The organism is Pseudomonas sp. TH34, assembly GCF_016650865.1.
GTDB lineage: Bacteria > Pseudomonadota > Gammaproteobacteria > Pseudomonadales > Pseudomonadaceae > Aquipseudomonas > Aquipseudomonas yamanorum.
Window position 1 is genome coordinate 49,365 of sequence record NZ_JAEKFB010000018.1, and the last position, 26,327, is coordinate 75,691.

At 60.6% G+C, this 26,327-nt stretch carries 26 protein-coding genes; 10 read left to right on the forward strand and 16 right to left on the reverse strand.

Annotated features, from left to right (window positions below):
- Nucleotides 1-42: 42 nt before the first annotated feature.
- Genes zur through JFU58_RS10970 form a run of 4 tightly spaced genes read left to right on the forward strand, consistent with a single transcriptional unit; the run spans nt 43 to nt 2,848 of the window.
- Nucleotides 43-525, forward strand: coding sequence for a zinc uptake transcriptional repressor Zur (gene zur / locus JFU58_RS10955; protein WP_026078035.1), 483 nt, complete (start codon nt 43-45; stop codon nt 523-525).
- Complete coding sequence (gene znuC, locus JFU58_RS10960; RefSeq protein ID WP_017477974.1) at nt 525-1,310, forward strand: zinc ABC transporter ATP-binding protein ZnuC; 786 nt, start codon at nt 525-527, stop codon at nt 1,308-1,310. Before zur ends, znuC begins: the two co-directional genes overlap by 1 nt.
- Nucleotides 1,303-2,091, forward strand: a complete 789-nt coding sequence (gene znuB, locus JFU58_RS10965) for a zinc ABC transporter permease subunit ZnuB (protein ID WP_017477973.1) — start codon at nt 1,303-1,305, stop codon at nt 2,089-2,091. The genes znuC and znuB overlap by 8 nt, the downstream gene beginning before the upstream one ends.
- A gap of 37 nt (nt 2,092-2,128) precedes the next feature.
- Nucleotides 2,129-2,848: a PA5502 family lipoprotein gene (locus JFU58_RS10970; protein ID WP_003214825.1), complete on the forward strand. Its 720-nt coding sequence runs from the start codon at nt 2,129-2,131 to the stop codon at nt 2,846-2,848.
- Between the two features lie 112 nt (nt 2,849-2,960).
- On the opposite strand, the gene katE is transcribed toward JFU58_RS10970, so the two are convergent.
- Nucleotides 2,961-5,102, reverse strand: a complete 2,142-nt coding sequence (katE, locus tag JFU58_RS10975) for a catalase HPII (RefSeq protein WP_201140657.1) — start codon at nt 5,100-5,102, stop codon at nt 2,961-2,963.
- Between the two features lie 268 nt (nt 5,103-5,370).
- Here katE and JFU58_RS10980 point away from each other — a divergent pair, with 268 nt between their 5' ends.
- The 3 genes from JFU58_RS10980 to JFU58_RS10990 are packed head-to-tail and all read left to right on the forward strand — an operon-like array spanning nt 5,371 to nt 7,877.
- On the forward strand, nt 5,371-6,378 hold the full coding sequence (locus tag JFU58_RS10980; RefSeq protein WP_201140659.1) for an ATP-binding cassette domain-containing protein: 1,008 nt from the start codon (nt 5,371-5,373) through the stop codon (nt 6,376-6,378).
- Nucleotides 6,378-7,052 (forward strand): methionine ABC transporter permease, encoded by a 675-nt coding sequence (locus tag JFU58_RS10985; protein ID WP_063033708.1) that lies wholly within the window; start codon nt 6,378-6,380, stop codon nt 7,050-7,052. The genes JFU58_RS10980 and JFU58_RS10985 overlap by 1 nt, the downstream gene beginning before the upstream one ends.
- 51 nt (nt 7,053-7,103) lie before the next feature.
- Complete coding sequence (locus JFU58_RS10990; protein WP_017477968.1) at nt 7,104-7,877, forward strand: MetQ/NlpA family ABC transporter substrate-binding protein; 774 nt, start codon at nt 7,104-7,106, stop codon at nt 7,875-7,877.
- A gap of 201 nt (nt 7,878-8,078) precedes the next feature.
- On the opposite strand, the gene JFU58_RS10995 is transcribed toward JFU58_RS10990, so the two are convergent.
- The 5 genes from JFU58_RS10995 to JFU58_RS11015 are packed head-to-tail and all read right to left on the reverse strand — an operon-like array spanning nt 8,079 to nt 11,993.
- Nucleotides 8,079-8,714, reverse strand: a complete 636-nt coding sequence (locus JFU58_RS10995) for an SCO family protein (RefSeq protein ID WP_201140661.1) — start codon at nt 8,712-8,714, stop codon at nt 8,079-8,081.
- A complete protein-coding gene (gene cyoE, locus JFU58_RS11000; RefSeq protein ID WP_201140663.1) occupies nt 8,711-9,610 on the reverse strand; it encodes a heme o synthase in 900 nt (299 codons plus the stop codon). The genes JFU58_RS10995 and cyoE overlap by 4 nt, the downstream gene beginning before the upstream one ends.
- Nucleotides 9,598-10,677, reverse strand: coding sequence for a COX15/CtaA family protein (locus tag JFU58_RS11005; protein WP_063033710.1), 1,080 nt, complete (start codon nt 10,675-10,677; stop codon nt 9,598-9,600). The genes cyoE and JFU58_RS11005 overlap by 13 nt, the downstream gene beginning before the upstream one ends.
- A gap of 10 nt (nt 10,678-10,687) precedes the next feature.
- Nucleotides 10,688-11,287 carry a hypothetical protein gene (locus tag JFU58_RS11010; RefSeq protein ID WP_063033711.1) on the reverse strand — a complete coding sequence of 200 codons (600 nt, stop codon included), beginning with the start codon at nt 11,285-11,287 and terminating at the stop codon, nt 10,688-10,690.
- Nucleotides 11,253-11,993 (reverse strand): SURF1 family protein, encoded by a 741-nt coding sequence (locus JFU58_RS11015; protein ID WP_201140665.1) that lies wholly within the window; start codon nt 11,991-11,993, stop codon nt 11,253-11,255. The genes JFU58_RS11010 and JFU58_RS11015 overlap by 35 nt, the downstream gene beginning before the upstream one ends.
- Before the next feature lie 84 nt (nt 11,994-12,077).
- On the opposite strand from JFU58_RS11015, the gene JFU58_RS11020 reads away from it, so the two are divergent.
- Nucleotides 12,078-12,281: a twin transmembrane helix small protein gene (locus JFU58_RS11020; RefSeq protein WP_010168612.1), complete on the forward strand. Its 204-nt coding sequence runs from the start codon at nt 12,078-12,080 to the stop codon at nt 12,279-12,281.
- Between the two features lie 6 nt (nt 12,282-12,287).
- Here JFU58_RS11020 and JFU58_RS11025 read toward each other — a convergent pair whose 3' ends face one another.
- From JFU58_RS11025 to coxB, 4 genes are all read right to left on the reverse strand, one after another.
- Nucleotides 12,288-13,175: a cytochrome c oxidase subunit 3 gene (locus JFU58_RS11025; protein WP_003214849.1), complete on the reverse strand. Its 888-nt coding sequence runs from the start codon at nt 13,173-13,175 to the stop codon at nt 12,288-12,290.
- 35 nt (nt 13,176-13,210) lie between these two features.
- Nucleotides 13,211-13,762 (reverse strand): cytochrome c oxidase assembly protein, encoded by a 552-nt coding sequence (locus tag JFU58_RS11030; protein WP_008439615.1) that lies wholly within the window; start codon nt 13,760-13,762, stop codon nt 13,211-13,213.
- A 141-nt stretch (nt 13,763-13,903) separates the two neighbouring features.
- Nucleotides 13,904-15,493 carry a cytochrome c oxidase subunit I gene (ctaD, locus tag JFU58_RS11035; RefSeq protein ID WP_088426070.1) on the reverse strand — a complete coding sequence of 530 codons (1,590 nt, stop codon included), beginning with the start codon at nt 15,491-15,493 and terminating at the stop codon, nt 13,904-13,906.
- A gap of 58 nt (nt 15,494-15,551) precedes the next feature.
- On the reverse strand, nt 15,552-16,679 hold the full coding sequence (coxB, locus tag JFU58_RS11040) for a cytochrome c oxidase subunit II (protein ID WP_063033713.1): 1,128 nt from the start codon (nt 16,677-16,679) through the stop codon (nt 15,552-15,554).
- 368 nt (nt 16,680-17,047) lie between these two features.
- On the opposite strand from coxB, the gene JFU58_RS11045 reads away from it, so the two are divergent.
- Nucleotides 17,048-17,695, forward strand: coding sequence for a hypothetical protein (locus JFU58_RS11045; RefSeq protein ID WP_063033714.1), 648 nt, complete (start codon nt 17,048-17,050; stop codon nt 17,693-17,695).
- 129 nt (nt 17,696-17,824) lie between these two features.
- On the opposite strand, the gene JFU58_RS11050 is transcribed toward JFU58_RS11045, so the two are convergent.
- The 6 genes from JFU58_RS11050 to JFU58_RS11075 form a co-directional block, all read right to left on the reverse strand.
- A complete protein-coding gene (locus JFU58_RS11050; RefSeq protein ID WP_017477956.1) occupies nt 17,825-19,372 on the reverse strand; it encodes a SulP family inorganic anion transporter in 1,548 nt (515 codons plus the stop codon).
- Between the two features lie 85 nt (nt 19,373-19,457).
- Nucleotides 19,458-20,189 (reverse strand): carbonic anhydrase, encoded by a 732-nt coding sequence (locus JFU58_RS11055; RefSeq protein ID WP_003214859.1) that lies wholly within the window; start codon nt 20,187-20,189, stop codon nt 19,458-19,460.
- Nucleotides 20,190-20,386: 197 nt separating this feature from the next.
- Nucleotides 20,387-21,445, reverse strand: coding sequence for a PA0069 family radical SAM protein (locus JFU58_RS11060; protein ID WP_063033715.1), 1,059 nt, complete (start codon nt 21,443-21,445; stop codon nt 20,387-20,389).
- A gap of 81 nt (nt 21,446-21,526) precedes the next feature.
- Nucleotides 21,527-22,825 carry a cytochrome c gene (locus JFU58_RS11065; RefSeq protein WP_201140667.1) on the reverse strand — a complete coding sequence of 433 codons (1,299 nt, stop codon included), beginning with the start codon at nt 22,823-22,825 and terminating at the stop codon, nt 21,527-21,529.
- A gap of 12 nt (nt 22,826-22,837) precedes the next feature.
- Nucleotides 22,838-24,622, reverse strand: coding sequence for a GMC family oxidoreductase (locus JFU58_RS11070; RefSeq protein ID WP_093203302.1), 1,785 nt, complete (start codon nt 24,620-24,622; stop codon nt 22,838-22,840).
- A gap of 2 nt (nt 24,623-24,624) precedes the next feature.
- Complete coding sequence (locus tag JFU58_RS11075; protein WP_017477951.1) at nt 24,625-25,365, reverse strand: gluconate 2-dehydrogenase subunit 3 family protein; 741 nt, start codon at nt 25,363-25,365, stop codon at nt 24,625-24,627.
- Nucleotides 25,366-25,640: 275 nt separating this feature from the next.
- Here JFU58_RS11075 and JFU58_RS11080 point away from each other — a divergent pair, with 275 nt between their 5' ends.
- Nucleotides 25,641-26,327, forward strand: coding sequence for a dual specificity protein phosphatase family protein (locus tag JFU58_RS11080; protein ID WP_093203311.1), 687 nt, complete (start codon nt 25,641-25,643; stop codon nt 26,325-26,327).

The window sequence follows — 26,327 nt, forward strand, 5'->3', positions numbered from 1 at the left end:
AGGTAACATAATAACGTCTCTCACAAATATCTGTCGCCGCTCATGCCTAAAACACCGCTTGCCAGCCGTCCCCATGACCACTCTCACTGCGTGCACACCGCGCTGTCAGAGGCCGACGCCTTGTGCGCGCGCCAAGGCCTGCGCCTGACCGCCCTGCGTCGCCGGGTGCTGGAGCTGGTGTGGCAAAGCCATAAGCCGCTGGGTGCATACGACATCCTCGGCGTGCTCAGCGAGCAGGATGGCCGCCGCGCCGCGCCGCCCACGGTGTACCGCGCGCTGGACTTCCTGCTGGACAACGGCCTGGTGCACCGCATCTCTTCGCTCAATGCCTTTGTCGGCTGCAACCACCCGGAACACGCGCACCAGGGCCAGTTCCTGATTTGCCGCGAATGCCACGCCGCCATCGAGCTTGAGCAAAAAAGCATCAGCGACAGCATCATCAAGAGCGCCGGCGACGTCGGCTTCAAGGTCGAAGGGCAAACCGTCGAAGTGGTCGGTGTGTGCTCGGGCTGCCAGGGGGCTTGATGAGCACTGCGTTAATCCGCCTGGAGCAGGTCGGGGTCACGTTCGCCGGGCAAAACGTGCTGGACAACATCGCCCTGAGCGTCGAGCCAGGTCAGATCGTCACGCTGATCGGCCCCAACGGCGCCGGCAAGACCACTCTTGTGCGCGCCGTGCTCGGCCTGCTCAAACCCGACAGCGGCAGCGTGTGGCGCAAGCCTAAACTGCGAGTGGGCTACATGCCGCAAAAGCTGCATGTGGACCCGACCTTGCCCCTGTCAGTGCTGCGCTTCCTGCGCCTGGTGCCAGGCGTAGACCGCGCCCGCGCGCAGTCCGCCCTTAAGGAAGTCGGCGCCGAACAGGTGATCGACAGCCCGGTGCAAAGTATCTCCGGCGGCGAAATGCAGCGTGTGCTGCTGGCCCGTGCCCTGTTGCGCGAGCCGGAACTGCTGGTACTCGATGAACCCGTGCAAGGTGTCGACGTGGCCGGCCAGGCCGAGTTGTACAGCCTGATCACCCGCCTGCGGGACCGCCATGGCTGCGGCGTGCTGATGGTCTCCCACGACCTGCACCTGGTGATGAGCACCACCGACCAGGTGGTGTGCCTTAATCGCCACGTGTGCTGCTCCGGCCACCCGGAACAGGTCAGCGGCGACCCGGCTTTCGTCGAGCTGTTCGGCAAGAACGCCCAGAGCCTGGCGATTTATCACCACCATCACGACCATGCCCATGACCTGCATGGCGCTGTTGTCTCTGACCCCGCCACACCCCATACCCACGTTCATGGAGATAGCTGCAAGCATGGCTGATTTTCTGCTCTACGCCCTGCTGGCAGGCTTGGCTCTGGCGCTGGTGGCGGGTCCACTGGGCTCGTTCGTGGTCTGGCGGCGCATGGCCTATTTTGGCGACACCTTGTCCCACGCTGCGCTGCTGGGCGTGGCCATGGGCTTTCTGCTGGATGTGAGCCCGACCATTGCCGTCACAGTCGGCTGCCTGTTGCTGGCGGTGCTGCTGGTGACCCTGCAACAGCGCCAGCCGCTGGCTTCCGATACGCTGCTGGGCATCCTGGCCCCAAGCACCTTGTCCCTGGGCCTGGTGGTGCTGAGCTTCATGCATGAAGTGCGTATCGACCTGATGGCCTACCTGTTCGGCGACCTGCTGGCGATCAGCCCCACCGACCTGGCGTGGATCCTCGGCGGCAGCGCGGCGGTGCTGGTGCTGCTGGTGACGCTGTGGCGCCCGCTGCTGGCGATCACCGTCCACGAAGAACTCGCCACTGTCGAAGGCTTGCCCGTGGCCGCGCTGCGCATGACCCTGATGCTGCTGATCGCCGTGGTGATTGCTGTCGCGATGAAGATTGTCGGCGTATTGTTGATCACATCACTGCTGATCATCCCGGCGGCAGCGGCCCAGCGTCATGCCCGCTCGCCGGAGCAAATGGCGATCGGCGCCAGCCTGTTGGGGATGCTTGCGGTGTGCGGTGGCCTGGCGCTGTCCTGGTTCAAGGACACCCCGGCCGGCCCGTCGATTGTGGTCACGGCGGCCGCCCTGTTTCTGCTGAGTTTTGTCCTGCCCCGTCGTGGGGTGTAGACTTGCTCGCTTTTTGCGCAATTAGAGAGTCGCAGGAATGAAGCTGTTCAACGCCCGTTATCTGCTCCTTGCCGCATTTTCCTTGCTGCTGGGCGCCTGCCAAAGCACCCCGCCCGCCGCCCCCCAGGCGCCGGACGCGCGCGCTGCGGCCATCGCACAGCTGGAGCAAAACCTCGCCAGCAGTGAACTGGCCACCGCCGAAGACGAGCTGGCCGCCTTGCAGGCCCAGTCGCCCAACGACCCGGCGCTGGAGCCTTATCAGCGCCAACTGGCCGAAGCCTACTTGCAGCGCAGTCAGATCGTCCTGCAAAAAGGTGACGTCAATGCAGCTGCCACGGCCTTGAGCCGCGCACGGGCTTTAATGCCCAAGGCGCCGGCGCTGACCGGTGGCGTCAACAGCGCGATTGCCCACGCCCGTAAAGTCGAGTTGGATAAAGCCGAGGCTGCCTTGAAAGCCGCTGAGGCCAAGCCGCCCGCCAAGGTCATCGACCCTGCGGCGCCAAGCACCACGGTTGCGCTGAACCTCACCGATATTGAAGCGCTGCGCCATCAACTGGATGAGATCGCCACCGATGTGGTGAATTACCAGTGCGATGTGAGCATCCAGGCACCGCGCACCGAAGATTATCCATGGCTGGCCACGCTGCTGACCAAACGGGTGAAGCGCATTGATTCGGGGTATGACCTGAAGATTCACCGGCAGATCCTGAAGAAGGTTCCGGCGCAGGTTGTACTGATTCCGCGTAAGACTGAATAACGCCATTCGCGAGCAAGCCCGCTCCCACATTTAACCGAGTTCCAACTTTGAAATGCGGTCAAATGTGGGAGCGGGCTTGCTCGCGAAAGCGGTCTAACAATCAACCAATGACTTAAGCCGGAACAGCTTTAGCCTTCGGCTTCCGATCCCAGACCCGATGCTGGGCAATCGCTGCAAAAAACGCCTTCAACGCCTTCGCATCACCGCCCACTATCAGCCCCGCATCTGCCTCAAGCTTCAGCACATCCAGCAACTGCTTTGCCTCTCCGGCCAAGGCAATCGCCTTCAGATGCTTGTACGCCTCCAGCAGGTAATGCAACGCAACGCCGTCGCCACTCAGTGCCTGAACCGACTTGGCACCACCCGGCACAAACACCGCATCGAACGCCACTGACGGCAAACCTTCCATGGATGCATCCACCGGCAGGCTCTTGCCATCCGCCGTCGTCACCGGTGCCGATGTCGGCCCGAGCAGCTTCGCATGCGCACCCTCGGCTTCCAGCGCCTTCTTCAAGGCATCAATCGCCGCACCATCAACGCCGTTCGCCGCCAGGATCGCGACCTTGCGGGTCTTGATATCACCCGACAGCAAATTGGCCTGGCTCAGCGCTGGTGAACGTTCCGGAGACGTCTTGCGCTCTGGCACCGTGCCTTTCTTCGGTGCCGGCAAGCCCAGGTTCTGCGCCACGCGTTTGGCCAGTTCGAGGTCGATGTTGGCGAGGATCTCGTTCACCTGCCGAGCCCGGATGAATTCACGCTCCACCTTGCCCAGCTCGAAGCTGTAAGCCGCGATGATGTGCTCTTGCTCGTGCTTGCTCATGCTGCGGAAAAACAAGCGCGCCTGGGAGAAGTGATCACCGAACGACTCGCTGCGCTCACGGATCTTGTGGGCGTCGATTCGCTCCGGATAAGTCTCAAAACCACCGTTCTGCGCCGCAGGCGGAGTTTCTTTCGGCCAGCCGCCATCAATGGAGTTCGGCTCGTAGGACGCGCGACCCTTGTCGATGGTGGTGCGGTGCATGGCATCACGCTGGCCGTTATGGAACGGCGCGACCGGACGGTTGATCGGCAACTCGTGAAAGTTCGGGCCGCCGAGTCGGCTGATCTGCGTGTCGGTGTAGGAAAACAGGCGGCCTTGCAGCAGCGGGTCATTGGAGAAATCGATACCCGGCACGATATGCCCCGGGCAGAACGCCACTTGCTCGGTCTCGGCAAAGTAGTTGTCCGGGTTGCGGTTGAGCACCATCTTGCCCAGCGGCGTGATGGGCACCAGCTCTTCGGGGATCAACTTGGTCGGGTCGAGAATATCGAAGTCGAACTTATGCTCGTCTTCTTCGGCGATGATCTGTACGCCCAATTCCCATTCCGGGTAATCGCCACTTTCAATGGATTCCCACAGGTCACGACGGTGGAAGTCCGTGTCTTTGCCCGCCAGCTTCTGCGCTTCGTCCCACACCAGGGAGCAGGTGCCGACGGTAGGACGCCAGTGGAATTTGACGAAGTTGGATTTCCCCTCGGCATTCACCAAACGGAAGGTATGCACGCCAAAACCCTGCATGGTCCGCAGGCTTTTCGGAATCGCCCGGTCAGACATGGCCCAGATCACCATATGCGCTGACTCTGGCTGCAGCGAAACAAAATCCCAGAACGTATCGTGGGCCGAGCCGCCTGTAGGAATCTCGTTATGCGGCTCAGGTTTTACCGCATGCACGAAGTCAGGAAACTTGATCGCGTCCTGAATGAAAAACACCGGCATGTTATTGCCCACCAGGTCGAAGTTACCTTCGTCGGTGAAGAACTTTACGGCAAAACCGCGCACGTCACGCACGGTATCACCCGAGCCGCGAGGGCCCTGCACCGTGGAGAAACGCGCAAATACCGGGGTTTTGTGTTCGGGGTTACGCAGGAACCCGGCCTTGGTTAGCGCCGAATGGTTTTCATAGGTCTGGAAATAACCATGGGCACCGGTACCCCGGGCATGAACGATGCGTTCCGGGATGCGCTCATGGTCAAAGTGCGTGATTTTTTCACGCATGATGAAGTCTTCCAGCAGCGAAGGACCCCGGGAGCCGACCTTCAAGCTGTTCTGGTTGTCGGAAACCTTCACGCCCTGGTTGGTGCGCAGCGCCTGGCCGGTAGCGTCAGAGCGAAATGTTTCCAGGCTTTGCAGCTTGGCGTTGGTGTTACCACGGTCCAGAGTGTCGGTACCCGCAAGTTCGCTCTTGGGCGGGGTGACTGGCTTTTTAGTGCTCATCAGACAAAAACTCCTCGTTTGCGTAGGCCAGAGCGATCCCCGGCTCTTCTTGAGCAAAACCCCAGGCACGGCACCTGGGAATTTCGAGTTGCTTATGTAGTGACTGACACGGTTTTGTACCGTTCCTTTTTTATGACCTTTGATCGCGTTATTGCCAAATCGCTGGTCGGATGAGAAATAAATGCTAAGAAACGCTATACGGACAGGCTAAAATGCGCGCCCGGCTAACCGCTGATCCCTTTTTAATGCGCCCCACAAGGTTCGCTACGTGATCGAGTTTCATAACGTCCATAAAACCTACCGGGTCGCCGGTAAGGATATCCCCGCCCTGCATTCCACCAACCTGCGCGTCGAAAATGGCCAGGTGTTTGGTCTGATCGGCCATTCCGGTGCGGGAAAAAGTACTTTGCTGCGCCTGATCAATCGCCTGGAAGAACCCAGCGGTGGCCAGATCAAGGTCGATGACGAAGAAGTCACCGCCCTCGATGCCAACGGCCTGCGCCGTTTCCGGCAACAGGTCGGGATGATCTTCCAGCACTTCAACCTGCTGGCCTCCAAGACCGTCGCCGACAACGTGGCGTTGCCGCTGACCCTCGCGGGCGAACTTTCCCGCAAGGAAATCGACCTGCGCGTGGCCGAACTGCTGGCCCGGGTTGGTCTGTCCGACCATGCCAAAAAGTATCCGGCGCAGCTGTCCGGCGGCCAGAAGCAGCGCGTCGGCATCGCCCGCGCCCTGGCCACCAAGCCAAAGATCCTGCTGTGCGACGAAGCCACCAGCGCCCTCGACCCGCAGACCACCGCCTCGGTGCTGCAACTGCTGGCCGAGATCAACCGTGAGCTGAAGCTGACCATCGTGCTGATCACCCATGAAATGGACGTGATCCGACGGGTCTGCGACCACGTGGCCGTGATGGACGCCGGCGTGATCGTCGAGCAAGGCACCGTCGCCGACGTGTTCCTGCACCCCAAACACCCGACCACCAAGCGCTTCGTGCAAGAGTCCGAGCAGGTTGACGAAGGCGAGCAGCGTGATGACTTCGCTCACGTGCCGGGCCGCATCGTGCGCCTGACGTTCCAGGGCGAAGCGACCTACGCACCGCTGCTGGGTACCGTCGCCCGTGAAACGGGTGTGGACTACAGCATCCTTGCCGGTCGTATCGACCGCATCAAAGACATTCCCTACGGGCAACTGACCCTCGCCGTCACCGGTGGTGACATCGAGGCCGCGTTCGCCGCCTTCACCGCCGCAGACGTCCACATGGAGGTGCTGCGCTAATGGAAATCTTCTTGAGCTTTTTCTCGAACATCGACTGGTCCGAAATCCTGTTGGCCACCGGCGACACCATGACCATGCTGTTCGGCTCGCTGCTGTTCACCGTGCTGCTGGGCCTGCCGCTGGGGGTACTGCTGTTCCTGTGCAGCCCGCGCCAGCTCTTCGAACAAAAAGGCCTGTACGCGATGCTGTCGCTGATCGTGAACATCCTGCGTTCGCTGCCGTTCATTATTCTGCTGATCGTGATGATCCCGTTCACGGTGCTGATCACCGGCACCTCGCTGGGTGTTGCCGGTGCGATTCCGCCGCTGGTGGTGGGGGCCACGCCGTTCTTTGCGCGCCTGGTGGAAACCGCGTTGCGCGAAGTGGACCGCGGGATTATCGAAGCGACCCAGGCCATGGGCGCCACTACCCGGCAGATCATCACCAACGCCTTGCTGCCCGAAGCCCGCCCCGGCATCTTCGCGGCGATTACGGTGACGGCGATTACACTGGTTTCCTACACGGCCATGGCTGGTGTGGTGGGTGCCGGTGGCCTGGGTGACCTGGCGATCCGCTTCGGTTATCAACGCTTCCAGACCGACGTGATGGTGGTCACCGTGGTGCTGCTGTTGATCCTGGTACAAATTCTGCAAACCGTCGGCGACAAGCTGGTGGTGCACTTTTCTCGAAAATAACGGCTATTGCCGGCGCGAAGCCGGCCAATTCCCGAACAAGGAGCTTGTTGAATGAAAAAACTACTGGTTGCTTTCGCCGCCGTTGCCGCGTTCTCCGCCCACGCCGCCGAAACCCTGACCGTGGCCGCATCCCCGGTGCCCCACGCTGAAATCCTCGAATTCGTGAAGCCGGTTCTGGCTAAAGAGGGCGTGGATTTGCAGGTCAAAGTCTTCACCGACTACGTCCAGCCAAACGTACAGGTTGCCGAAAAACGCCTGGACGCCAACTTCTTCCAGCACCAGCCGTACCTGGATGAATTCAACAAAGCCAAGGGCACTCACCTGGTGAGCGTCGGCGCTGTGCACCTGGAACCTCTGGGCGCCTACTCCAGCAAGTACAAAAAGCTGGAAGACCTGCCAAGCGGCGCCAACGTCGTGATCCCGAACGACGCCACCAATGGCGGCCGCGCGCTGTTGCTGCTGGCCAAGCACAACCTGATCACCCTGAAGGACCCGACCAACATCCTGTCGACCATCAAGGACATCACCGGCAACCCGAAAGACCTGAAATTCCGCGAACTGGAAGCCGCCACCCTGCCGCGCGTGCTGACCCAGGTCGACCTAGCGCTGATCAACACCAACTACGCCCTGGAAGCCAAGCTGGACCCCTCCAAGGACGCGCTGGTGATCGAAGGCAACGACTCGCCTTACGTGAACATTCTGGTGACCCGCGAAGACAACAAGGATTCGGATGCGGTGAAGAAGCTGGTAGCAGCCCTGCACACACCGGAAGTGAAAGCGTTCATTCTCGAGAAGTACAAAGGCGCGATCCTGCCAGCGTTCTGATCCAAGGCCGAAACCCCGATCGATCGTTCCCACGCTCTGCGTGGGAACGCATCCTGTGACGCTCCGCGTCACGACCTCAAAAGCGGACGCAGAGCGTCCAGTGCGGCATTCCCACGCAGAGCGTGGGAACGATCTAAACCAATGTGGGAGCAGGCTTGCTCCCACATTTGATTTGTGTCGCTCAGGAAATGGTCGGCAGGCTTATTTACGCTGCAATAACTCCGGGAACTGCGCCACCAGCTTCTGGTTGTTCAACGGCGCCCGGATAAACCCGCGCTGGGTGCCGTCCGGCCCGATCAGCGCGAGGTTGCCGCTGTGGTCGACGGTGTAGTTGGGCTTGCTGGTGTCCGCCGGAATAAACGGAATGCTCACCGCGTTCGAGACTTTCTGCACATCCTCCACATTCGCACCGGTCAGACCTTCAAACTGTGGATCGAAGTAGCCGAGGTACTGCTTGAGCTGCGCCGGCGTATCGCGGTTCGGGTCAACGCTGACCAGGATCACCTGCAACTTATCCACCACGTCTTTAGGCAGCTCGCTCTTGATCTGGCGCAGTTGGGCGAGGGTGGTGGGGCAGATATCCGGGCAGAAGGTGTAGCCGAAGAACAACACGCTCCACTTGCCTTTCAGCTCGTTGACCACCACCGGCTGGCCGTCCTGGTTGGTCATGGTCACCGGCGGCAACTGGCGGCTTTGCGGCAGCAGGATGATGCCCGCATCGATCAAGGCAGTCGGGTCGCCCTGGCCTTTGCCGCTCAGGACTTTGTTGACGGTCAGGCCCATGATCAACGCGACAATGGCCACCAGAATGAAGACAGTTTTTTGAGTTCGAGTCATAGGTTCAACAATAGGTAGTGGTCTACGAGCAGGGCGATAAACAGCGCGAACAGGTACCAGATAGAGTACTTGAAGGTGTTGATCGCCGCGTGCGGCCGACTGCCACGGTACAGCACCCAGGCCCATTGCAGAAAGCGCCCGCCCAGAACCAGTGCGCACACCAGGTACAGCATGCCGCTCATGTGGATGACATACGGCATCAGGCTGACCGCCAGCAGGGCGAAGGTGTAGAGCAGGATATGCACCTTGGTGTAGTGCTCGCCGTGCGTCACCGGCAGCATCGGGATGTCGGCCTTGGCGTATTCCTCCTTGCGGTGAATCGCCAGGGCCCAGAAGTGCGGCGGGGTCCAGGCGAAGATGATCAGCACCAGCAGCAGCGGCTCGGCGCTGACGTGGCCAGTGACGGCAACCCAACCCAGCAAAGGCGGCGCGGCGCCGGCCAGGCCGCCGATGACGATGTTCTGCGGCGTCGCACGTTTGAGGAAACCGGTGTAGATCACCGCGTAGCCCAACAGCGAGGCCAGGGTCAGCCAGGCGGCCAGTGGATTGGTAAACGCCAGCAACAACGCCAGCCCGGCCACCGCCAGCACCAGCGCGAAAACAAGCGCCGCCACAGGTGATACGCGCCCTTCCGCCAGCGGACGTTTATGGGTGCGCGCCATCAGCGCATCGATGCGCCGATCCACCACATGGTTCACCGCCGCCGCGCCACCGGCACACAGCGCGATCCCCAGGTTGCCGAAGATCAGCACCGGCCAAGGCACCCCGGCGCGGGTGGCGAGGAACATGCCCACCAGCGAGGTGATGAGCATCAGCACCACCACTTTTGGCTTGGTCAGCTCAAGATAGTCACGCCAGATCGCCTGGCTATGACGCTCGCCGATCAAGGTCGCCATGGCATCTCTCCTTTTAGGGTTATGAGGCCCGACACATGTTTACGCGGGCTGAAGCGCCAGCCGAACGGCAACTGGTGCCGCACCCGAACCAGACTGGTGCGAGCGTGGTAATTGACCAGCACCAGCGTCAGCAGCAACGCCGCGCCGCCGGCGTTATGCGCAACCGCAACCGGCAGCGGCAGGTGGAAATACACGTTGCTCAAGCCCAGGCAAATTTGCGCCGCCAGGGCGATCAGCAACAGGCCGGCCAAGCGAGTCATACCGACCACCTTGAGTTGCCAGGCCAGGCCCAGCAGTACGATGGTGACCAGCAGCGCACCAATCCGATGGGTCAGGTGAATCGCCGTGCGTGCATCACTGTCCAGTTGCCCACCGAGGTAATTGGGGCCGATATGCTGGGTCAGGTGAAAGCCATTGGCGAAATCCGCCGCCGGCCACCACTGCCCGTGACAGGTCGGCAGGTCGATACAGGCCACGGCCGCGTAGTTGGAGCTGACCCATCCACCCAGGGCAATCTGGCCGATCACCAGCACCAGGCCAGCCGTCGCCCAATACTGCAAACGCCTGGGCACGATCAGCGCCGGCAATACGCCGGACAGTCGCAGTGTCAGCAGGAACAGCAGGCTCAACGTCGCAAACCCGCCCAATAAATGCCCGGTGACCACCTGCGGCCAGAGCTTCAGCGTCACCGTCCACATGCCAAACGCCGCCTGGGCAAACACTACAGCCAACAGGAACAACGGCAACTTCAACGGCTGCCCCGGGTGATGCCGATGGGTCCAGGCGCGCGCTGCCAACAGCACAATCAGCAGCCCGAGGGTGCCGGCAAAATAACGGTGGGTCATCTCGTTCCATCCCTTGTCCGCCTCCACCGGCGTATCCGGGTAATGCAGTTCGGCATGGGCCAGCTGGGCTTCGCTTTTTGGCACGCTGATAAAGCCATAACACCCCGGCCAATCCGGGCAACCAAGGCCCGCGTGGGTCAGCCGGGTGTAGGCGCCCAGCAGCACCACGATCAGGGCCAGCAGGGTGGCAAACAGCGCGAGGCGAAATCCAGGTTTGGCCATGACGGTGTCCTTATCCGATGTTCGACAGTTTCAGCAGCAGGCGCAGGTCGTTGAGCAAGTCCTTGCCCTTGACCTGGGCGTCGTAACGCAACACCAGGTTGCCGTGGGGGTCGACGATCCACAGCTGGGCATCGCCAGTGCCTCGGGCGGCAGCGTCTTTATTGAAAGTCGACAGGTCGAGGGAGTAGCGCTGCAGTTGGGGGTATTCGGCCTTGAGCTTGGCGTCATAGGCGGTGCTGACGGGCTGCGCGCTGGCCAGGGCATGGCTGGCGCGAGAGGCATCGCGGCCCAGTCCGATCTGAAGTTGGCGTGCGAGGTACACCAGCTGCTGGCAATCGGCAGTGCAGGCGGTGGGCGCAGTGACCAGCAGTTGCCAGCGGTCTTCGTCGGCCTGCACACCAATGTCGGCACGGGTCTGGCCATTGCCGATCATCTCACCGTGGTAGCTGCGGCTGTCCGGCACCCAGAACTGCAACTTGTACATGAAGGTGGCGAGCACCATCGGGCCGATCACCATCAGCAAAATCAGGATCAGTTGCCAGCGACCCTTGCGCCGGTTGGGCGCTGCTGGCGCGTCAGACATGTTGAGTGGATTCATGGCCGCTCCCATGGCGCTTCTCCTTTGTGTTGTGCCATCCGAGGTAGAGGTAAAGGCCGAACAGCGCCAGCGCCATGGCGAACCATTGCACGGCATAGCCCAGGTGCTTTTCAGGGCCCATGGCGACCACAGGCCAGTTGGTTTCGTAAGTGCCGGGGCCGGCTTCGGCTCGCATTTCATAGGCGAATCCGCTACGGCCCAACTCGGCCCACAACGCTTCGGGATGCAGTGCAGTCAGCAATCGCGGCCACTGTGCGCCCGCCGGATCGGCGTGCAGCTGGAAGGTCTCGCCCGGAGCCACATAGACCCAGGCGTCAAGATTCAGCAGTTGTTCGGGGGTGGTGAAAGCCGGTGGTGTGCGACGGTCTGGCCAGGGCAACCAGCCGCGATTGAGCAGCAGCCACTGACCGCTGGCCTGATCGTGGAACGGTTGCAGCACTTCCACACCGACCTTGCCGTCACGAAAGCGGTTATCCAGTAGCACGCTGTGCTCGGCATCGAATTGCCCGCGCAAATGCACGCGGCGGAACGCCGGATCTTCGATGGCCTGTAATTGCGTACTGCTCATGGGCTCGGCAGCGCGGCGCTCGGCGTAGGTTTCCAGCAGCGCCTGTTTTTCCTGGCCGCGGGACAGTTGCCAGAATCCGAGAAATACCAGCAACGGCAGCAGCACGAGCACCACCAGCGTCGGCGCAATACCGGGGCGAAAGGGTTTCATGGCATTGCCGCAGAGGTCGGTGCTGCGCTGGCTATACTGAATCTCATTGCTCGCCCCCTCCAAAAAAGAGCCCCGGAGCCCACCATGCTCAAAGCAGCCATTGCCCTGATGCTGATTGCTACCGTCGTGAGCCTGTTCAGTGGCTTGTTCTTCCTGGTCAAGGACGAGGGCAACTCCAACCGCCTCGTCACTGCCTTGACCGTGCGTGTGGTGCTGGCCGTGATCACCCTGGGGTTGATCACCTGGGGTTTCTTCAGCGGCCAACTGGTATCTCATGCGCCCTGGTGAAACACCTCAAAGCACGTAAACGAAGAAAAACAGCCCGATCCACACCACGTCCACAAAGTGCCAATACCAACTGGCCGCCTCGAACCCGAACTGGTGTTCGTTGTTGAAATGCCCCTTCAGGATGCGCATCAGCATCACAAACAAAATGATCGTGCCGATGGTCACGTGGGCACCGTGGAAGCCGGTGAGCATGAAGAAGGTCGCGCCGTACACGCCGGAACCCAGGGTCAGGCCCAACTCCTTATAGGCATGGATGTATTCCTCGGCCTGGAACCCGAGAAACGCCCAACCCAGCAACACGGTGATCGCCAGCCAGATCTTCAGTGCGCCGCGATGGCCTTTGCGCAAGGCATGGTGGGCGATAGTGATGGTCACGCTGGAGCTGACCAGCAAGATCGTGTTGATCAGCGGCAAGCCCCACGGGCTGATGGTGCCCTTGGGCGCCGGAAACATTTTCGGGTCAGGATTGTTCAGCAGCGGCCAGGCAAATTCGAAGTTCGGCCACAGCATGTGCGCGATGCCCTTGTGGCCTTCGCCCGCCAGCCACGGCGCCGACATGTGCCGCACATAAAACAGCGCACCGAAAAACGCGATGAAGAACATCACTTCGGAAAAGATGAACCAGGTCATGCCCCAGCGAAAGGAGCGGTCCATCTGCGAACTGTACAAACCGGCGCGACTTTCCTTGATCACCGCGCCGAACCAGCCAAACATCATGTAGGCCAGCAGCAAGCCACCGACGAAAAAGATCAGCGGGCCGTGGGATTCCGGGCGTGCGGCCTTCAAATCGTTGAACCAGGTCGCCAATCCGAACACCGTGATCAGCATCCCCAACGTAGCAATTATTGGCCATTTGCTTTGCGCTGGTACGTAGTACGTATCATGAGTCGACATGTATTCGTTCTCCTAATCGAGCCCGCAAGCAACGCCTAGCCGCCGGTATGGACAGCCACGGGCGGTTGGCGCGCGGTGATATCGAACAGCGTGTACGCCAGGGTCAAATGCTTCACATCCTTGGGCATGTCGCGGTCGACAATGAAGCGCACCGGCATCTCTATGCGCTGACCTGGCTGTAGCACTTGCTGGGTGAAGCAAAAACACTCGGTCTTGTGGAAGTACATCGCCGCCTCGGCCGGCGAAATGCTCGGCACCGCCTGGGCGGTCATCGGCTTGTCGGTGGGGTTGTAGGCCACGAACAGCATCTCGGTGACTGCGCCGGGATTGACCACCACCTCGTCGGCCTTGGAGTGGAATTCCCAGACCATATCGATGGCATTGGTGGACAGGAACTGCACCCGCACCTGCCGCGTCGGGTCCACCACCTGCTCGCCTTCGTACTGCCCGGCGGTCTTGCCATTGATGCCGAACGCCTTGCACATCACGTCGTAGATCGGCACCAGGGCAAACCCGAAGGCGAACATCGCCACCACCAGGATCAGCAGGCGCGTGACCAGGCGCTTGATAGGCACGGACTCAAGCATGGCGGCCACCTGCGAATGAATGTTCTGCGAATGGCCTTTCTGTGGGCGCTGGCTTGCCTGCGATGCTGGCAACTCGGTCTTTCAGGTACACCGAAGTGATGCCATCGCAGCCAAGCCAGCTCCCACAGGATAGGGAGGTGTTCATTTGACCTCCGGTGGCGTGGTGAAGGTGTGGTACGGCGCGGGCGAAGGAATGCTCCACTCCAGCCCTTCGGCGCCATCCCACGGCTTGGCCGGCGCAGGCGGGCCGCCACGGATGCACTTGATGACGATGAACAGGAAGAAGATCTGCGTCGCGCCAAAGGTGAAGGCACCGATGGAAGAGACCATGTTGAAGTCGGCGAACTGCAGGTTGTAGTCCGGCACCCGACGCGGCATGCCGGCAAGCCCTACGAAGTGCATCGGGAAGAACGCCATGTTCATCCCCACGAACGACAGCCAGAAGTGCAGCTTGCCCAGGGTTTCGTCGTACATGTGGCCGGTCCATTTCGGCAGCCAGTAGTAGGCCGAGGCGAAGATCCCGAAGATCGCCCCAGGCACCAGTACGTAATGGAAGTGCGCCACCACGAAGTAGGTGTCGTGGTACTGGAAATCCGCCGGGGCGATGGCCAGCATCAGCCCGGAGAAACCGCCGATGGTGAACAGAATCACGAAGGCCACGGCGAACAGCATCGGCGTCTCGAAGGTCAGCGAGCCTTGCCACATGGTGCTCACCCAGTTGAACACCTTCACCCCCGTAGGTACCGCGATCAGCAGCGTGGCGTACATGAAGAACAGCTCGCCCACCAGCGGGATGCCCACCACGAACATGTGGTGCGCCCACACGATGAACGACAGGAACGCGATGCTCGCCGTGGCGTACACCATCGAGGTGTAACCGAACAGCGGCTTGCGCGAAAAGGTCGGGATGATCGAGCTGACGGCGCCGAAGGCCGGCAGGATCATGATGTACACCTCGGGGTGGCCGAAGAACCAGAACACATGCTGGAACAACACCGGGTCACCGCCACCGGCGGCACTGAAGAAGCTGGTGCCGAAGTGGATATCCATCAGCATCATGGTCACGCAACCCGCCAACACCGGCATCACCGCGATCAACAGGAACGCGGTGATCAGCCAGGTCCAGACGAACAACGGCATTTTCATCAGGGTCATGCCAGGGGCACGCAGGTTGAGGATGGTGGCGATGACGTTGATCGCGCCCATGATCGAACTGATGCCCATCAGGTGGATGGCGAAGATGAAGAAGGTCACGCTTTCCGGTGCGTAGGTGGTGGAGAGCGGGGCGTAGAAGGTCCAGCCGAAGTTCGGCCCGCCGCCGGGCATGAACAGGGTGGACACCAGCATCAGGAACGCCGCCGGCAACAGCCAGAAACTGAAGTTGTTCATGCGCGGCAAGGCCATGTCGGGCGCACCGATCATCAACGGGATCATCCAGTTGGCCAGGCCGACAAACGCCGGCATCACCGCACCGAACACCATCACCAAGCCGTGCATGGTGGTCATCTGGTTGAAGAACGCCGGCTCGACGATCTGCAAGCCGGGCTGGAACAGCTCGGCACGGATCACCATGGCGAACGAGCCACCGAGCAGGAACATGGCGAAGCTGAACCACAGGTACATGGTCCCGATGTCTTTGTGGTTGGTGGTCAGGACCCAGCGCATCAGGCCCTTGGCGGGGCCGTGAGCGTGGTCACCGGCATGACCGTGGTCATCGATCACAGCGCTCATGGCTTTTCTCCTGCGAACGAGTGGGCGGGACGGTTCAGGGAATACGCAATGAAGGAAGTCATTTGCTTTCCGCCTGTTTCAGAGCCAGCACGTCTTTAGGCGTGACCATGTCGCCTTTGTTGTTGCCCCAGGCGTTACGTTCATAGGTCACGACCGCTGCGATATCGACTTCCGACAGCTGCTTGCCGAACGCCGCCATGGCGGTGCCGGGCTTGCCGAAGTAAACGCGGTGCAGGTGGTCTTCCTTGGGCCCGGTGGCAATCGGCGAGCCCTTGAGCGCCGGGAACATCGGCGGCAGGCCCTGGCCTTCAGCCTGGTGACAGGCCACGCAAGTGGTGTGGTAAATCTTGTCACCACGGGCCACCAGCTCATCCAGGGTCCATTCCTTGGAGGTCAGCTCCTTGAGCTTGGCGGCTTCGGCCTTCCGCTCGCCAAGCCAAGTGTCGTAGTCGGCCTTGGACTTGACCTCCACCACGATCGGCATGAAGCCATGGTCCTTGCCACACAGCTCGGCGCACTGGCCACGGTAGATGCCGGGCTTCTCGACCCGGGTCCAGGCCTCGTTGACGAAGCCTGGAATCGCATCACGCTTCACCGCAAACGCAGGCACCCACCAGGAGTGGATCACGTCGGCGGCGGTCACCAGAAAACGCACCTTGGCACCCACCGGCAGCACCAGCGGCTGGTCGACTTCCAGCAGGTAATGCTCGCCTTTGACGGCCTGGTTATGGATCTGCTCGGCGGGCGTAGCCAGGTTGCTGAAGAATTCGACGTCCTGACCCAGGTATTTGTAATGCCACTTCCACTGGTAGCCCGTGACCTGGATATCGATATCCGATTCAGTGCTGTCGTAGATGTTGATCAGCGTCTTGGTGGCCGGAATGGCCATCGCCACCAGGATCAGCAAGGGCACCACGGTCCAGAGAATTTCTACCGTCGTACTCTCGTGAAATTTGGCTGCCACCTGGCCCGTGGAGCGCCGGTGAACGATCATCGACCAGAACATCGCGCCAAACACGACAATGCCAATCGCCACACATATCCAGAAAATGGTCATGTGCAGGTCAAACACGGCGTGACTGACTTCAGTGGCCCCTGGCGCCATATTCGTGGTCCAGGCGGCTTGCGCCTGGCTGAATACTGACCACAACAGTAGGCCCATCCAAACATGTGGATGTCGCGTCATTGCGGGTTCCCCTTATCATTCTTGTTATCCCGCCGGTTTGCACCTGCGGCCAAGGGAGCGGCTTCCATACTGCTTACAACCGCCAAGCCTTGCCTGCTCATGCAGTCGGGCGTCATCAGCTAATTGCGTACAAAACCGAGTATAGACAGCGACCGCCACCCCGCAATGTGATCGGGCAAATGAACGAAAATGAGGAAACAGACCACACAACAGGACCGATGGCGCCCGTTATCCGACGAACGATGGCGATTTGATATAACGCCAGCGCATAACCGTGAAATAATTATGACAAATGCGTCTTAGGCGCTCGTATAAACGAGCTACCTTATCCTCTCCCTATTTCCTACGCCTGCATCACTGGAGCTTTCATGAACACCGCCGCATTGCGCGAGCAGATTTCCCGTGCCCATCAACACGAATCCAGCACCGGCCAGCTTGCTCAGCAGCTGGAAGTCCAGTTACCACACCTGCACCCGGCGATTTCCCTGCCTGACGTCGACGCCAAAGGCGTGATGACGCGTTTTGTCAGTGCCTACATCGACCAGGTCCCGGATCTGCTGGACGCAGCCAATGATGTCGCCCGAGAAGCCGGTATTGAGAGCCAGATCAAACCGGTGCTGAAAATCGCCGAGCATTTCTTCCTGCAACCGCCAGCGATCCTGGCCGGGCATGAAGGTTTGGACGGTTTGCTGGACGAGGCTTATCTGGCTCATCGCTTGGTGGAAGAGGTCAACGATCTGTATATCAAGCACTTCGGCCAGCCGTTGATTCCGCTGGATACCACGGTGGCGAACGTGATTGCCCACCAATTGATCGGCGAGACCTTTGCCAACCAGCTGGATGAAGCCGTGCACCACGCCGTGGATGAGATGCTTAACGAAGAGAGCTTTGCGTTAGAGTCGGTCGAGACGTACCGCGACAAGCTCAAGAGCCCGGACACGGAAGCGGCGTGGAAGCGCTGGCCGTGCCTGTCGCGGCAGTTGGGTGTGGGCCTTGAGCTGGACCAGCCAGCTTAGATTTGCCGGCTTGCAAAGATCCAATGTGGGAGCGGGCTTGCTCGCGAAAGCGGTGTATCAGAAACACATTCAGTGACTGACACTCCGCCTTCGCGAGCAAGCCCGCTCCCACATTTTGATCCGGTTTCGTCAGCCAACAGACGGCGCCGAGCCTATTCCGGTCGTCGTTCTTACCCGTCCTTCCAACCTGCGCTTCAACCCCCGCGCCTCGATCATCAGTTTCGAGCCTTTGGCCGCATTGGCCCGCCCCCACTCTTCCAGCAATTCAAGGCAGGAGTGGTCGATGTAACTCAGGTTATTGAGTGGCACATGCAAGGTGGTCCCGGCGGGTACCGTCGACAACACCTGAGTCAATGCCGGCACCTTGAGAAAGGTCCCAGCCCCCGTCAATCGCAACTCCATCTCGCCATCCTGCGGCAGGTCCACCAGGCTGATTTTCAGACGTGAAGCCTTGAACGCCAGCTTGACCAGCGTCAGCCCAAAGCCCACCAGCACACCCGTCAACAAGTCGGTGAAGATGATCGCCAGGGCTGTCGCTGCGTAGGTAAACATCGGCATCCGCCCGTAACGCGCCAAGCCACGAAATGCCTTCATGTCCACCAGCTTGATCCCGGTGTACACCAGCACACCCGCCAGGCTCGCCACCGGAATGCTTTGCAGCACACTGGACAGCAACAGCACGAACGCCAGCAGCCACAAGCCGTGGAACATCGCCGACAAACGCGTGGTGGCACCGGCCTGGACGTTGGCCGAACTGCGCACGATCACACCGGTCATCGGCAGGGCACCGACCAGACCGCACAACATGTTGCCCACGCCTTGCGCCGACAATTCCTTGTCGAAATCGGAACGCTGGCCACTGTGCATGCGGTCAACCGCCGCTGCCGAAAGCAACGTTTCCGCACTGGCGATAAAGGCCACGGCGAACGCGGCGATCAACAGGTTAGGATCTGCCAGGTTCAGCAGGTCGCTGGGGCGTAGCCAGTCGATGGCGTCCGCCAGGTTTTCCGGCACCTCCACACGCTTGACCTGCAACGCCAGCACCAAGCTGGTGACTGTCGCCAATCCTACGCCGAGCAAGGCGCCGGGGACGAAACGCAGCTTTTGCGGACGGAACTTATCCCACAGCCACATCACCAGAATCGTCGACAGCCCTAGCAGGCCCGCCTGCCAGCCAAGCCCGCCGCCCAGTGTAGGAATCGCCTGAATCAACGCGGCGGGAAAGCCGGCAAGGTTATCCAGCCCGGAGGGTTTTGGCACACCGTCGAGCATCACATGGACCTGCGACAGGACAATCAGCACCCCGATACCCGCCAGCATCCCGTAGACCACCGCAGGCGCCGTAACACGGAACCAGCAGCCCAGGCGCAAACGCCCGGCCACCAACTGCAGGAAACCCGCCAGCAACAGGATCGGCCCGAGCATGGCCATGCCATGCTGGCGCACCAGTTCGAACACCAGCACCGCCAAGCCGGCAGCCGGGCCGCTGACTTGCAGCGGCGATCCCGCCAACCAACCCACCACAAGCCCACCGATAATCCCGGTAATCAGGCCTTTGGCAGGTGGCATCCCTGACGCGATGGCGATCCCCATGCACAGCGGCAGGGCAACCAGAAACACAACCACGGAGGCCAGCAGCTCCCGTGGCAGCACAGCTTTTAATTGAGCAGCACGCATGATGACTCTCCCGAGGCATTTGCCGGGCGTGGCAACGCCTGGCTGCTCGAATGGCAGCCATCGCGTTACCCGACAGGGGATTGTTTTAGAAGCGCGCTTTAGGCGTCGCGGATGGGATCGGCTGGGTACCGTTCAACGGCAGGAACGCCGCCTGATCCGCATCGTAGGCCCTGATCTCGCTGGTCTCGATGTCGTAGACCCAGCCATGGATAAACAGATGCCCATTGGCCATGCGCGAGGCTACCGACGGGTGCGTGCGCAGGTGCTGCAACTGGGCGATCACGTTTTCTTCGGTCAGCACATGCATGCTTTCGTGTTCGTTGGCGCAGTCACAGTTGTCCTGGACCATGGTCTTGGCGACCTCGGCGTGGCGCAGCCAGGCCTTTACCGTGGGCATTTTTTCCAGGCTCTGGGGGTTGAGCACTGCGCGCATGGCGCCACAGTCGGAGTGGCCGCAAATGATGATGTGCTGCACGCCAAGGGCCAGTACCGCGTACTCGATGGCCGTGGAAACACCGCCGTTCATCTGCCCATAAGGCGGCACGACGTTGCCGACGTTACGGGTCACGAACAAATCCCCCGGGGAGCTGTGGGTGATCAGCTCGGGAACGATGCGCGAGTCGGCGCAGGTAATGAACATCGCTCGTGGGCTTTGGGCCGTAGCGAGTTTTTTGAAGAGTTCTTCCTGCTGCGGAAAGATCTCGTTATGGAAATGCAAAAAGCCTTCAACGATGTGCTGCAGCGCTGCATCGGCGGACTCCGCCTCGTGAGGGGCTGAAGCCGACGCAGCCAACGGCTGTTTATCCTTGTCACTCATGATTCATCCTCTTGATTGGAGCAGGGGAGTTTTCCAGTGCGGCTGGCGCCCAAACCGAAGCGCCGACTCATTAGTCACTCGATAAACAAGGTACCCGCCGAAACTTAACTCAAACTGAATGAACCGCTCTAGATCGGGGCTTTCAGTGATATCAAAACGCGACTATTCCTACACGGTCGCGCGCCTTACACAGCAGTTTACAACAATGCCATCTGCCTGCCCGGTGGGCAAAACGCCGTGCAATCCAGATTAAACCCTTCCCGGCGATTCAGCCCCAGCCGTTTGATCGCCTTGGCGAAACGCTGCGCCAACAGATCGGCAAACGGCCCTTCGCCGCGCATGCGTACACCGAAGCGACTGTCATAGACCTCACCACCGCGCACCTGCCGCACCAGGCTCATCACATGGGCCGCGCGCTGCGGGTAATGGGCCGCCAGCCATTCCTCAAACAACGGCGCCACCTCCAAGGGCAGGCGCAGCATCATGTACGCCGCACTTTGAGCGCCAGCGGCATGCGCTTCGGTCAGCAAACTTTCCAGCTCACTGTCGTTGATCATCGGAATCATCGGTGAACACAACACGCCCACCGGGATCCCCGCCTCACGCATCACCCGAATCGCCCGCAGCCGCGCCTTGGGCGCAGCCGTGCGCGGTTCCAGGATGCGCTTGAGTTCGTCGTCCAGGCTGGTGAGGCTGATCATCACCGCCACCAGCCGCTGCTGCGCCAGCTCGGTCAGCAGGTCGAGGTCCCGCAGGATCAGCGAACCCTTGGTAATAATCGTCACCGGGTGGCGATAGCGCAGCAGCACTTCGAGGGTCTGCCGGGTGATCTTGTACTCGCGTTCGATAGGCTGGTACGGGTCGGTGTTGGAGCCCAGGTTGATCGGCGCGCAGGTGTAGCCCGGTTTCGACAATTGCTGCTCCAGCACGTCAGCGGCGTTGGTCTTGGCGATCAGCTTGGTTTCGAAATCCAGCCCCGGCGACAGGTCCCAATACGCGTGGCTGGGCCGCGCATAGCAGTAGATACAGCCATGCTCGCAGCCACGATACGGGTTGATCGCCCGATCAAACGGGATATCCGGCGAGCTGTTGCGGGTGATGATGGTTTTCGCGGTTTCGATACGGACTTCGGTGCCCTGGGTCTGTGGCACTTCCTGATACCAGCCGTCGTCTTCCGCCACACTGACAGTGGGCGCAAAACGGTTATGCAGGTTGGTGGCCGTGCCGCGCCCGCGAGGCGGCAGAGGAGTGGACATGAACGCGCCCCTATACTGTTTTTTTATACAGTATAGGGGCGCACGGTTTCTGACCAGTGCCGTTTGGCGGTCAACCTCCAATCAGTGCTTGGAGGTCACCTGGCCAAGGTCATCGCCGGAGGTCGTCTGCATATCATTCTTGCGCAGGTTCGCGACGTCACTGGCTTTCACCGGCTCGCCTTTGTTACCCCAACTGCCTCGCACGAAACTGACGACATCCGCCACTTCCTGATCCGACAAACGCCAGGCAAACGCCGGCATGGTGAAGGTCGAAGGGGCGGTGTGGGTCGCCGGCAGCGTACCGCCGTTCAACACAATGTTGATCAACGAGGTGGCATCCGCCGTCTGCAACACCGGGTTGCCCGCCAACGCCGGGAATACCCGGGTGTAGCCATGGCCATCGGTGCGGTGGCACGCCGCGCAGTTGTCGATATACACCGATGCCCCCGGCTTGCTGTCATCGCCTTTCCACAGCGCATCGGCGACCTGCTTGTCGTACTGGTGCGGCTGATCCTTGGGATCCACCGCCGGCAGGCTCTTGAGATAGCGGGCGATAGCCGTCAGGTCATCTTCCGACATGTACTGCATGCTGTGGACCACTACGTCGCTCATGCCGCCAAACACTGCGCTGCGATCACTGCGGCCGGTCTTGAGGAATTGCACCAGCTGTTCCTCGCTCCAACCGCCCAGGCCGTCCTTGTGATCGCCCCGCAGGCTCTTGGCAATCCAGCCTTCCAGCGGTGCGCTGCCGGAAAGGAAAGCGCTGCCGTCCGACGCACTCAGGGATTTTTCCTGCATGGTCAGCGCCCGTGGCGTATGGCAGGCACCACAGTGGCCAAGTCCTTCCACCAGATACGCGCCACGGCTGATCACCGAGTCCGCGCCCGCTTGGGCCTGATACTCCTCGACTTTGGGCGCGAACATCCAGCGCCAACCGGCCAACGGCCAACGCATGCTCAACGGCCAGGGAATGTCGCTGTCCTTGTTAGCTTGCGCCACCGGTTCCACGCCCTTCATGAAGTACGCGTACAGCGCCTGCATGTCGCTTTCGCTGACCCGCGCATAAGACGGATAGGGCATCGCCGGGTAAAGGGTACTGCCGTTCTTGGCGACGCCATGGCGCACGGCCTGGTCGAAGTCTTCGAAGCTGTAGTCGCCCAGGCCGGTTTTATCCGGGGTGATGTTGGTGGAGTAGATGGTGCCGATCGGGGTTTCCATCGGCAGGCCACCGGCGAACGGCTTGCCGCCCTTGGCGGTGTGGCAGGCCACGCAGTCACCGGCGCGCGCCAGGTATTCGCCCTGTTTGACCAGGTCGGTTTCGGCCGCACTGACCGAGCAGCTGCTGATCAAGGCGAGGGAGGCAATAACAAATGCTTTCATGGTCATCGCTCCTTATGCCTGAACCAGTGGGCCGGGGTTTTTCAGGTACTGCTCGCGAATCGCCCGCGCCGACCAGTAGGTCAACGCCGCCACCAGACCCGTAGGGTTGTAGCCCAGGCCTTGTGGGAACGCGGAAGCGCCCGGGACAAACACGTTGTGTACGTCCCAGCACTGCAAGTAGCGGTTCAAGGCACTGGTTTTCGGGTCGGTGCCCATGATCGCGCCACCATTGAGGTGGGTAGTCTGATAGGACGCGGTGTTGAAATGCTCGCCCACCTTTTTGCCCAGTAAGGCGATCGCCTTGGGGTTCATCGCTTCGGCGATCTTGCTCATTTTGTCGACCATGAAGCGGTTCATCTTGATGTCGTTTTCCTGCCAGTCGAAGGTCATGCGCAGCAGCGGCATGCCATAGGCATCGCGGTAAACCGGGTCAAGATCGAGGTAGTTGCCACGGTAGGATTGATGGGCGCCGTGAGCATCCATCGACACCTGGTGGGTGTAGTAATCAGCCGTGGCGCGCTTCCACGCGCTGCCCCAGGCCGGCGTGCCCGGCGGGTTTGAGGTGCCAGCAATCGGCCGGCTGCCTGCCTGGTTGACCCACATTGGCGAGCCGCCCACAAAGCCGTGAGGCCCGTGGTCGAAGTTGTCCGCGTTGAAGTCATCGATCGCCACGCCATTGCCGCCGGCACCGATGAAGTTGTTGGTGTGCACGTCCTTATCGAAGAACGCCTTGATGGTGGCCATGTTCTGGTAGGCGAAGTTCCGGCCCACCACGCCCTCGCCGGAGATCGGGTCGTAGGGTTTGCCAATGCCCGACAGCAGCATCAGGCGCACGTTGTTGAACTGGAAGGAACCGAGGATCACCAGGTCCGCCGGCTGCTCGCATTCCCGCCCTTGAGCGTCGACATACGTCACGCCGGTGGCCTTGCGCTTGGAGCTGTCGAGATTGACCTTCAGCACGTGGGAATTGGGCCGCAGCTCGAACTTGGGCTCCAGCCGCAATGCCGGCAGGATATTCACGTTCGGAGAAGCCTTGGAATACATGTAGCAGACATAACCGCTGCAGAAGCCGCAGAAGTTGCACGGCCCCATCTGCGCACCGTAGGGATTGGTGTAAGGACCCGACGTATTCGCGGAAGGCAGGTTGTAGGGTTTGTAGCCCACGGCCGTGGCGGCCTTCTGGAACAGCTGTGCGGAGACTGTGTTCTTCTGCGATTCCAGCGGGAAGTGATTGGAGCGATCCGGCGCGTAAGGGTTGCCACCCTTGCCTTCGCCTACCAACTGCCCCTTCACCGTCCAGGCCTGCCCGGAGGTGCCGAAGACTTTCTCGGCATAGTCGAAGAACGGCTCCAGCTCCTCATAGCTGACGCCGAAATCCTGGATGGTCATGTCCTTGGGAATGAAGTTTTTCCCGTAGCGCTCTTCGTAATGGCTACGCATGCGCAACTCGATCGGGTCCACCCGGAAGTGCACGCCGGACCAGTGCAGACCGGCACCGCCAACACCGTTACCGGGCAGGAAGGCGCCGAGTTGGCGGTTGGGCATGGCGACGTCATTCACACTATGGCGAATGGTCACGGTTTCCTTGGAGATGTCCTGAAAGAGCTTTTTACGCACGCTGTAGGTCAGTTCGTCGATGACCTGGGGATAGTTGCCGTCCGGGTAGGTATCCTGCATCGGGCCGCGCTCCAGCGCTACCACGTTGAGGCCCGCTTCCGTCAGCTCCTTGGCCATGATCGCGCCAGTCCAGCCGAAGCCGACGATCACCGCATCCACTTTCTTCATGATGGTCGCCACGTTTATGCCCTCTCGCCACGGATCGATACAGCCGGGAAGGGGTATTGCTCGTTGCGTTCAACCCAATCCATGAAATCGGCGCGGGCGCCGGGGAAGCCGATCATGGTCCAGCCGACCATGCCTTTGTTGCCACCGTGGACCGGGTCGCAGAAGAACCCTTCCTTGGTGTTTTGCAGCAACAGATTGAAAAAAATCTTCGGCGGTACGCTGTCGAATTGCGCGTCGCCAGCCTCCAGGCGCTGCAACAATTTGTCCTGGGTAGCGCTGTCTTGCTCGGCAAATAGCTTACCGTTCATCGCTTTCGACCAGGCATCCGTGGCAGCAATGCCCAGGCGATAGATCTCCTTGGGCACCAATTTGCTCTGCCAGCCCATTTCAGGCGGCGCGTCGGCATTGAACGGGCCTTGCATGAACCACAGGGCACCCGCCGCGTACGGCGTGTTCATCTGACGATCAATGTATTCCGGCGCGCCGGCTTCCAGGGCGCCTGGGCCTTGGTCGTCCGCCGGGATCAGGCGGGCAACGGCCGCGTTGATAAAAGCCCATTCCTCGGCAGTGAAATAGCTCGGCTCATAGGCCTTGCTGCTGACAGGTGCCTTTTCAGGGCTGGCTTGAGCCGGCTCGGGAACCGCCATCAGCATCGAACCGCCCAGGCCCGTGCTGGCGACAGTGACCACGGGGATCAAGGTCAAGGATTTGCGCAAAAACTCACGCCGGGGGTTGTCTTGATCTTGATCAGACATGGTGGCACCTCATCATGTGGTCACGGATTTATCAGCCGCTTCGGGGAGCGGCTTATAGTTTTGGCAGCAAATGGGATCCAAAGGACCCAAAAGGATAGAACACGGCAGAAATCGATAGTTACAAAGGATAGCAGGCTAAGGATCGAGGGGAATCGATTCAGCGGGAAAAAAATAGCGGGCGTTCACGATTCTTTGACGAGTGCCTCACGAGGCATTGATCCGCTGTAGGCGAATCTGTGCCCCATCAGCCATTTCCCTATTCGGTTACATCGCCCATGTTCAATCACCAATTGCTGCCTGCCATCAGCCTGGCATTCATGGCGCTGTTTACCACCGTCCAAGCGCACGCCGACGACACTGCTTCCATTCGCTCACTGGAATGGGCCCAGCCAGTGGGAAGCCAATACAACCTGTATCAGATGTCGCCCACCCTCTATCGCAGCGCGCTACCGGATAGCAGCGCCGTTCCTGTCCTGGAAAAACTCAAGATCGGTACGGTCATCAACTTCCTGCCCGAATCTGATGCCAACTGGCTGAAGTCGTCTGATATCAAGCAAGTGCAACTGACCTACCGAACCAACCATGTCGACGACACCGATGTACTGGAAGCCCTGCGCGCCATTCAGGACGCACAAGCCAACGGCCCGGTGTTGATGCATTGCAAGCACGGCTCGGATCGCACCGGGTTGATGGCGGCGATGTATCGAGTGGTGGTTCAGGGGTGGAGTAAAGAGGAAGCGCTGAACGAAATGACGCTCGGTGGCTTTGGAGCCAGCAAAGGCTTCAAGGACGGCGTTCGCTACATGATGAAGGCTGATATCGACAAGCTACGCACAGCGTTGGCCAATGGCGATTGCAGCACCAGCGCCTTTGCACTGTGCTCGATGAAAAGCTGGCTGAACACCGCGGACAACGCCAAGGACGTGGCGGCAGAAAAAACCGCCCTGGTGATCACCCCCTGA

Excerpts from the sequence above, each read along its gene's own strand:
- JFU58_RS10990 (WP_017477968.1), top strand. The coding sequence starts at position 7,104 with ATGAAAAAACTACTGGTTGCTTTCGCCGCCGTTGCCGCGTTCTCCGCC.
- JFU58_RS11015 (WP_201140665.1), bottom strand. The coding sequence starts at position 11,993 with ATGAAACCCTTTCGCCCCGGTATTGCGCCGACGCTGGTGGTGCTCGTG.
- JFU58_RS11045 (WP_063033714.1), top strand. The coding sequence starts at position 17,048 with ATGAACACCGCCGCATTGCGCGAGCAGATTTCCCGTGCCCATCAACAC.
- JFU58_RS10995 (WP_201140661.1), bottom strand. The coding sequence starts at position 8,714 with ATGACTCGAACTCAAAAAACTGTCTTCATTCTGGTGGCCATTGTCGCG.
- JFU58_RS11010 (WP_063033711.1), bottom strand. The coding sequence starts at position 11,287 with ATGGGAGCGGCCATGAATCCACTCAACATGTCTGACGCGCCAGCAGCG.
- JFU58_RS11030 (WP_008439615.1), bottom strand. The coding sequence starts at position 13,762 with ATGCTTGAGTCCGTGCCTATCAAGCGCCTGGTCACGCGCCTGCTGATC.
- zur (WP_026078035.1), top strand. The coding sequence starts at position 43 with ATGCCTAAAACACCGCTTGCCAGCCGTCCCCATGACCACTCTCACTGC.
- JFU58_RS11020 (WP_010168612.1), top strand. The coding sequence starts at position 12,078 with ATGCTCAAAGCAGCCATTGCCCTGATGCTGATTGCTACCGTCGTGAGC.
- katE (WP_201140657.1), bottom strand. The coding sequence starts at position 5,102 with ATGAGCACTAAAAAGCCAGTCACCCCGCCCAAGAGCGAACTTGCGGGT.
- JFU58_RS11025 (WP_003214849.1), bottom strand. The coding sequence starts at position 13,175 with ATGTCGACTCATGATACGTACTACGTACCAGCGCAAAGCAAATGGCCA.
- JFU58_RS11065 (WP_201140667.1), bottom strand. The coding sequence starts at position 22,825 with ATGAAAGCATTTGTTATTGCCTCCCTCGCCTTGATCAGCAGCTGCTCG.
- JFU58_RS11060 (WP_063033715.1), bottom strand. The coding sequence starts at position 21,445 with ATGTCCACTCCTCTGCCGCCTCGCGGGCGCGGCACGGCCACCAACCTG.
- znuB (WP_017477973.1), top strand. The coding sequence starts at position 1,303 with ATGGCTGATTTTCTGCTCTACGCCCTGCTGGCAGGCTTGGCTCTGGCG.
- coxB (WP_063033713.1), bottom strand. The coding sequence starts at position 16,679 with ATGACGCGACATCCACATGTTTGGATGGGCCTACTGTTGTGGTCAGTA.
- JFU58_RS11080 (WP_093203311.1), top strand. The coding sequence starts at position 25,641 with ATGTTCAATCACCAATTGCTGCCTGCCATCAGCCTGGCATTCATGGCG.
- ctaD (WP_088426070.1), bottom strand. The coding sequence starts at position 15,493 with ATGAGCGCTGTGATCGATGACCACGGTCATGCCGGTGACCACGCTCAC.
- cyoE (WP_201140663.1), bottom strand. The coding sequence starts at position 9,610 with ATGGCGACCTTGATCGGCGAGCGTCATAGCCAGGCGATCTGGCGTGAC.
- JFU58_RS11075 (WP_017477951.1), bottom strand. The coding sequence starts at position 25,365 with ATGTCTGATCAAGATCAAGACAACCCCCGGCGTGAGTTTTTGCGCAAA.
- znuC (WP_017477974.1), top strand. The coding sequence starts at position 525 with ATGAGCACTGCGTTAATCCGCCTGGAGCAGGTCGGGGTCACGTTCGCC.
- JFU58_RS11005 (WP_063033710.1), bottom strand. The coding sequence starts at position 10,677 with ATGGCCAAACCTGGATTTCGCCTCGCGCTGTTTGCCACCCTGCTGGCC.
- JFU58_RS11050 (WP_017477956.1), bottom strand. The coding sequence starts at position 19,372 with ATGCGTGCTGCTCAATTAAAAGCTGTGCTGCCACGGGAGCTGCTGGCC.
- JFU58_RS11055 (WP_003214859.1), bottom strand. The coding sequence starts at position 20,189 with ATGAGTGACAAGGATAAACAGCCGTTGGCTGCGTCGGCTTCAGCCCCT.
- JFU58_RS10985 (WP_063033708.1), top strand. The coding sequence starts at position 6,378 with ATGGAAATCTTCTTGAGCTTTTTCTCGAACATCGACTGGTCCGAAATC.
- JFU58_RS10970 (WP_003214825.1), top strand. The coding sequence starts at position 2,129 with ATGAAGCTGTTCAACGCCCGTTATCTGCTCCTTGCCGCATTTTCCTTG.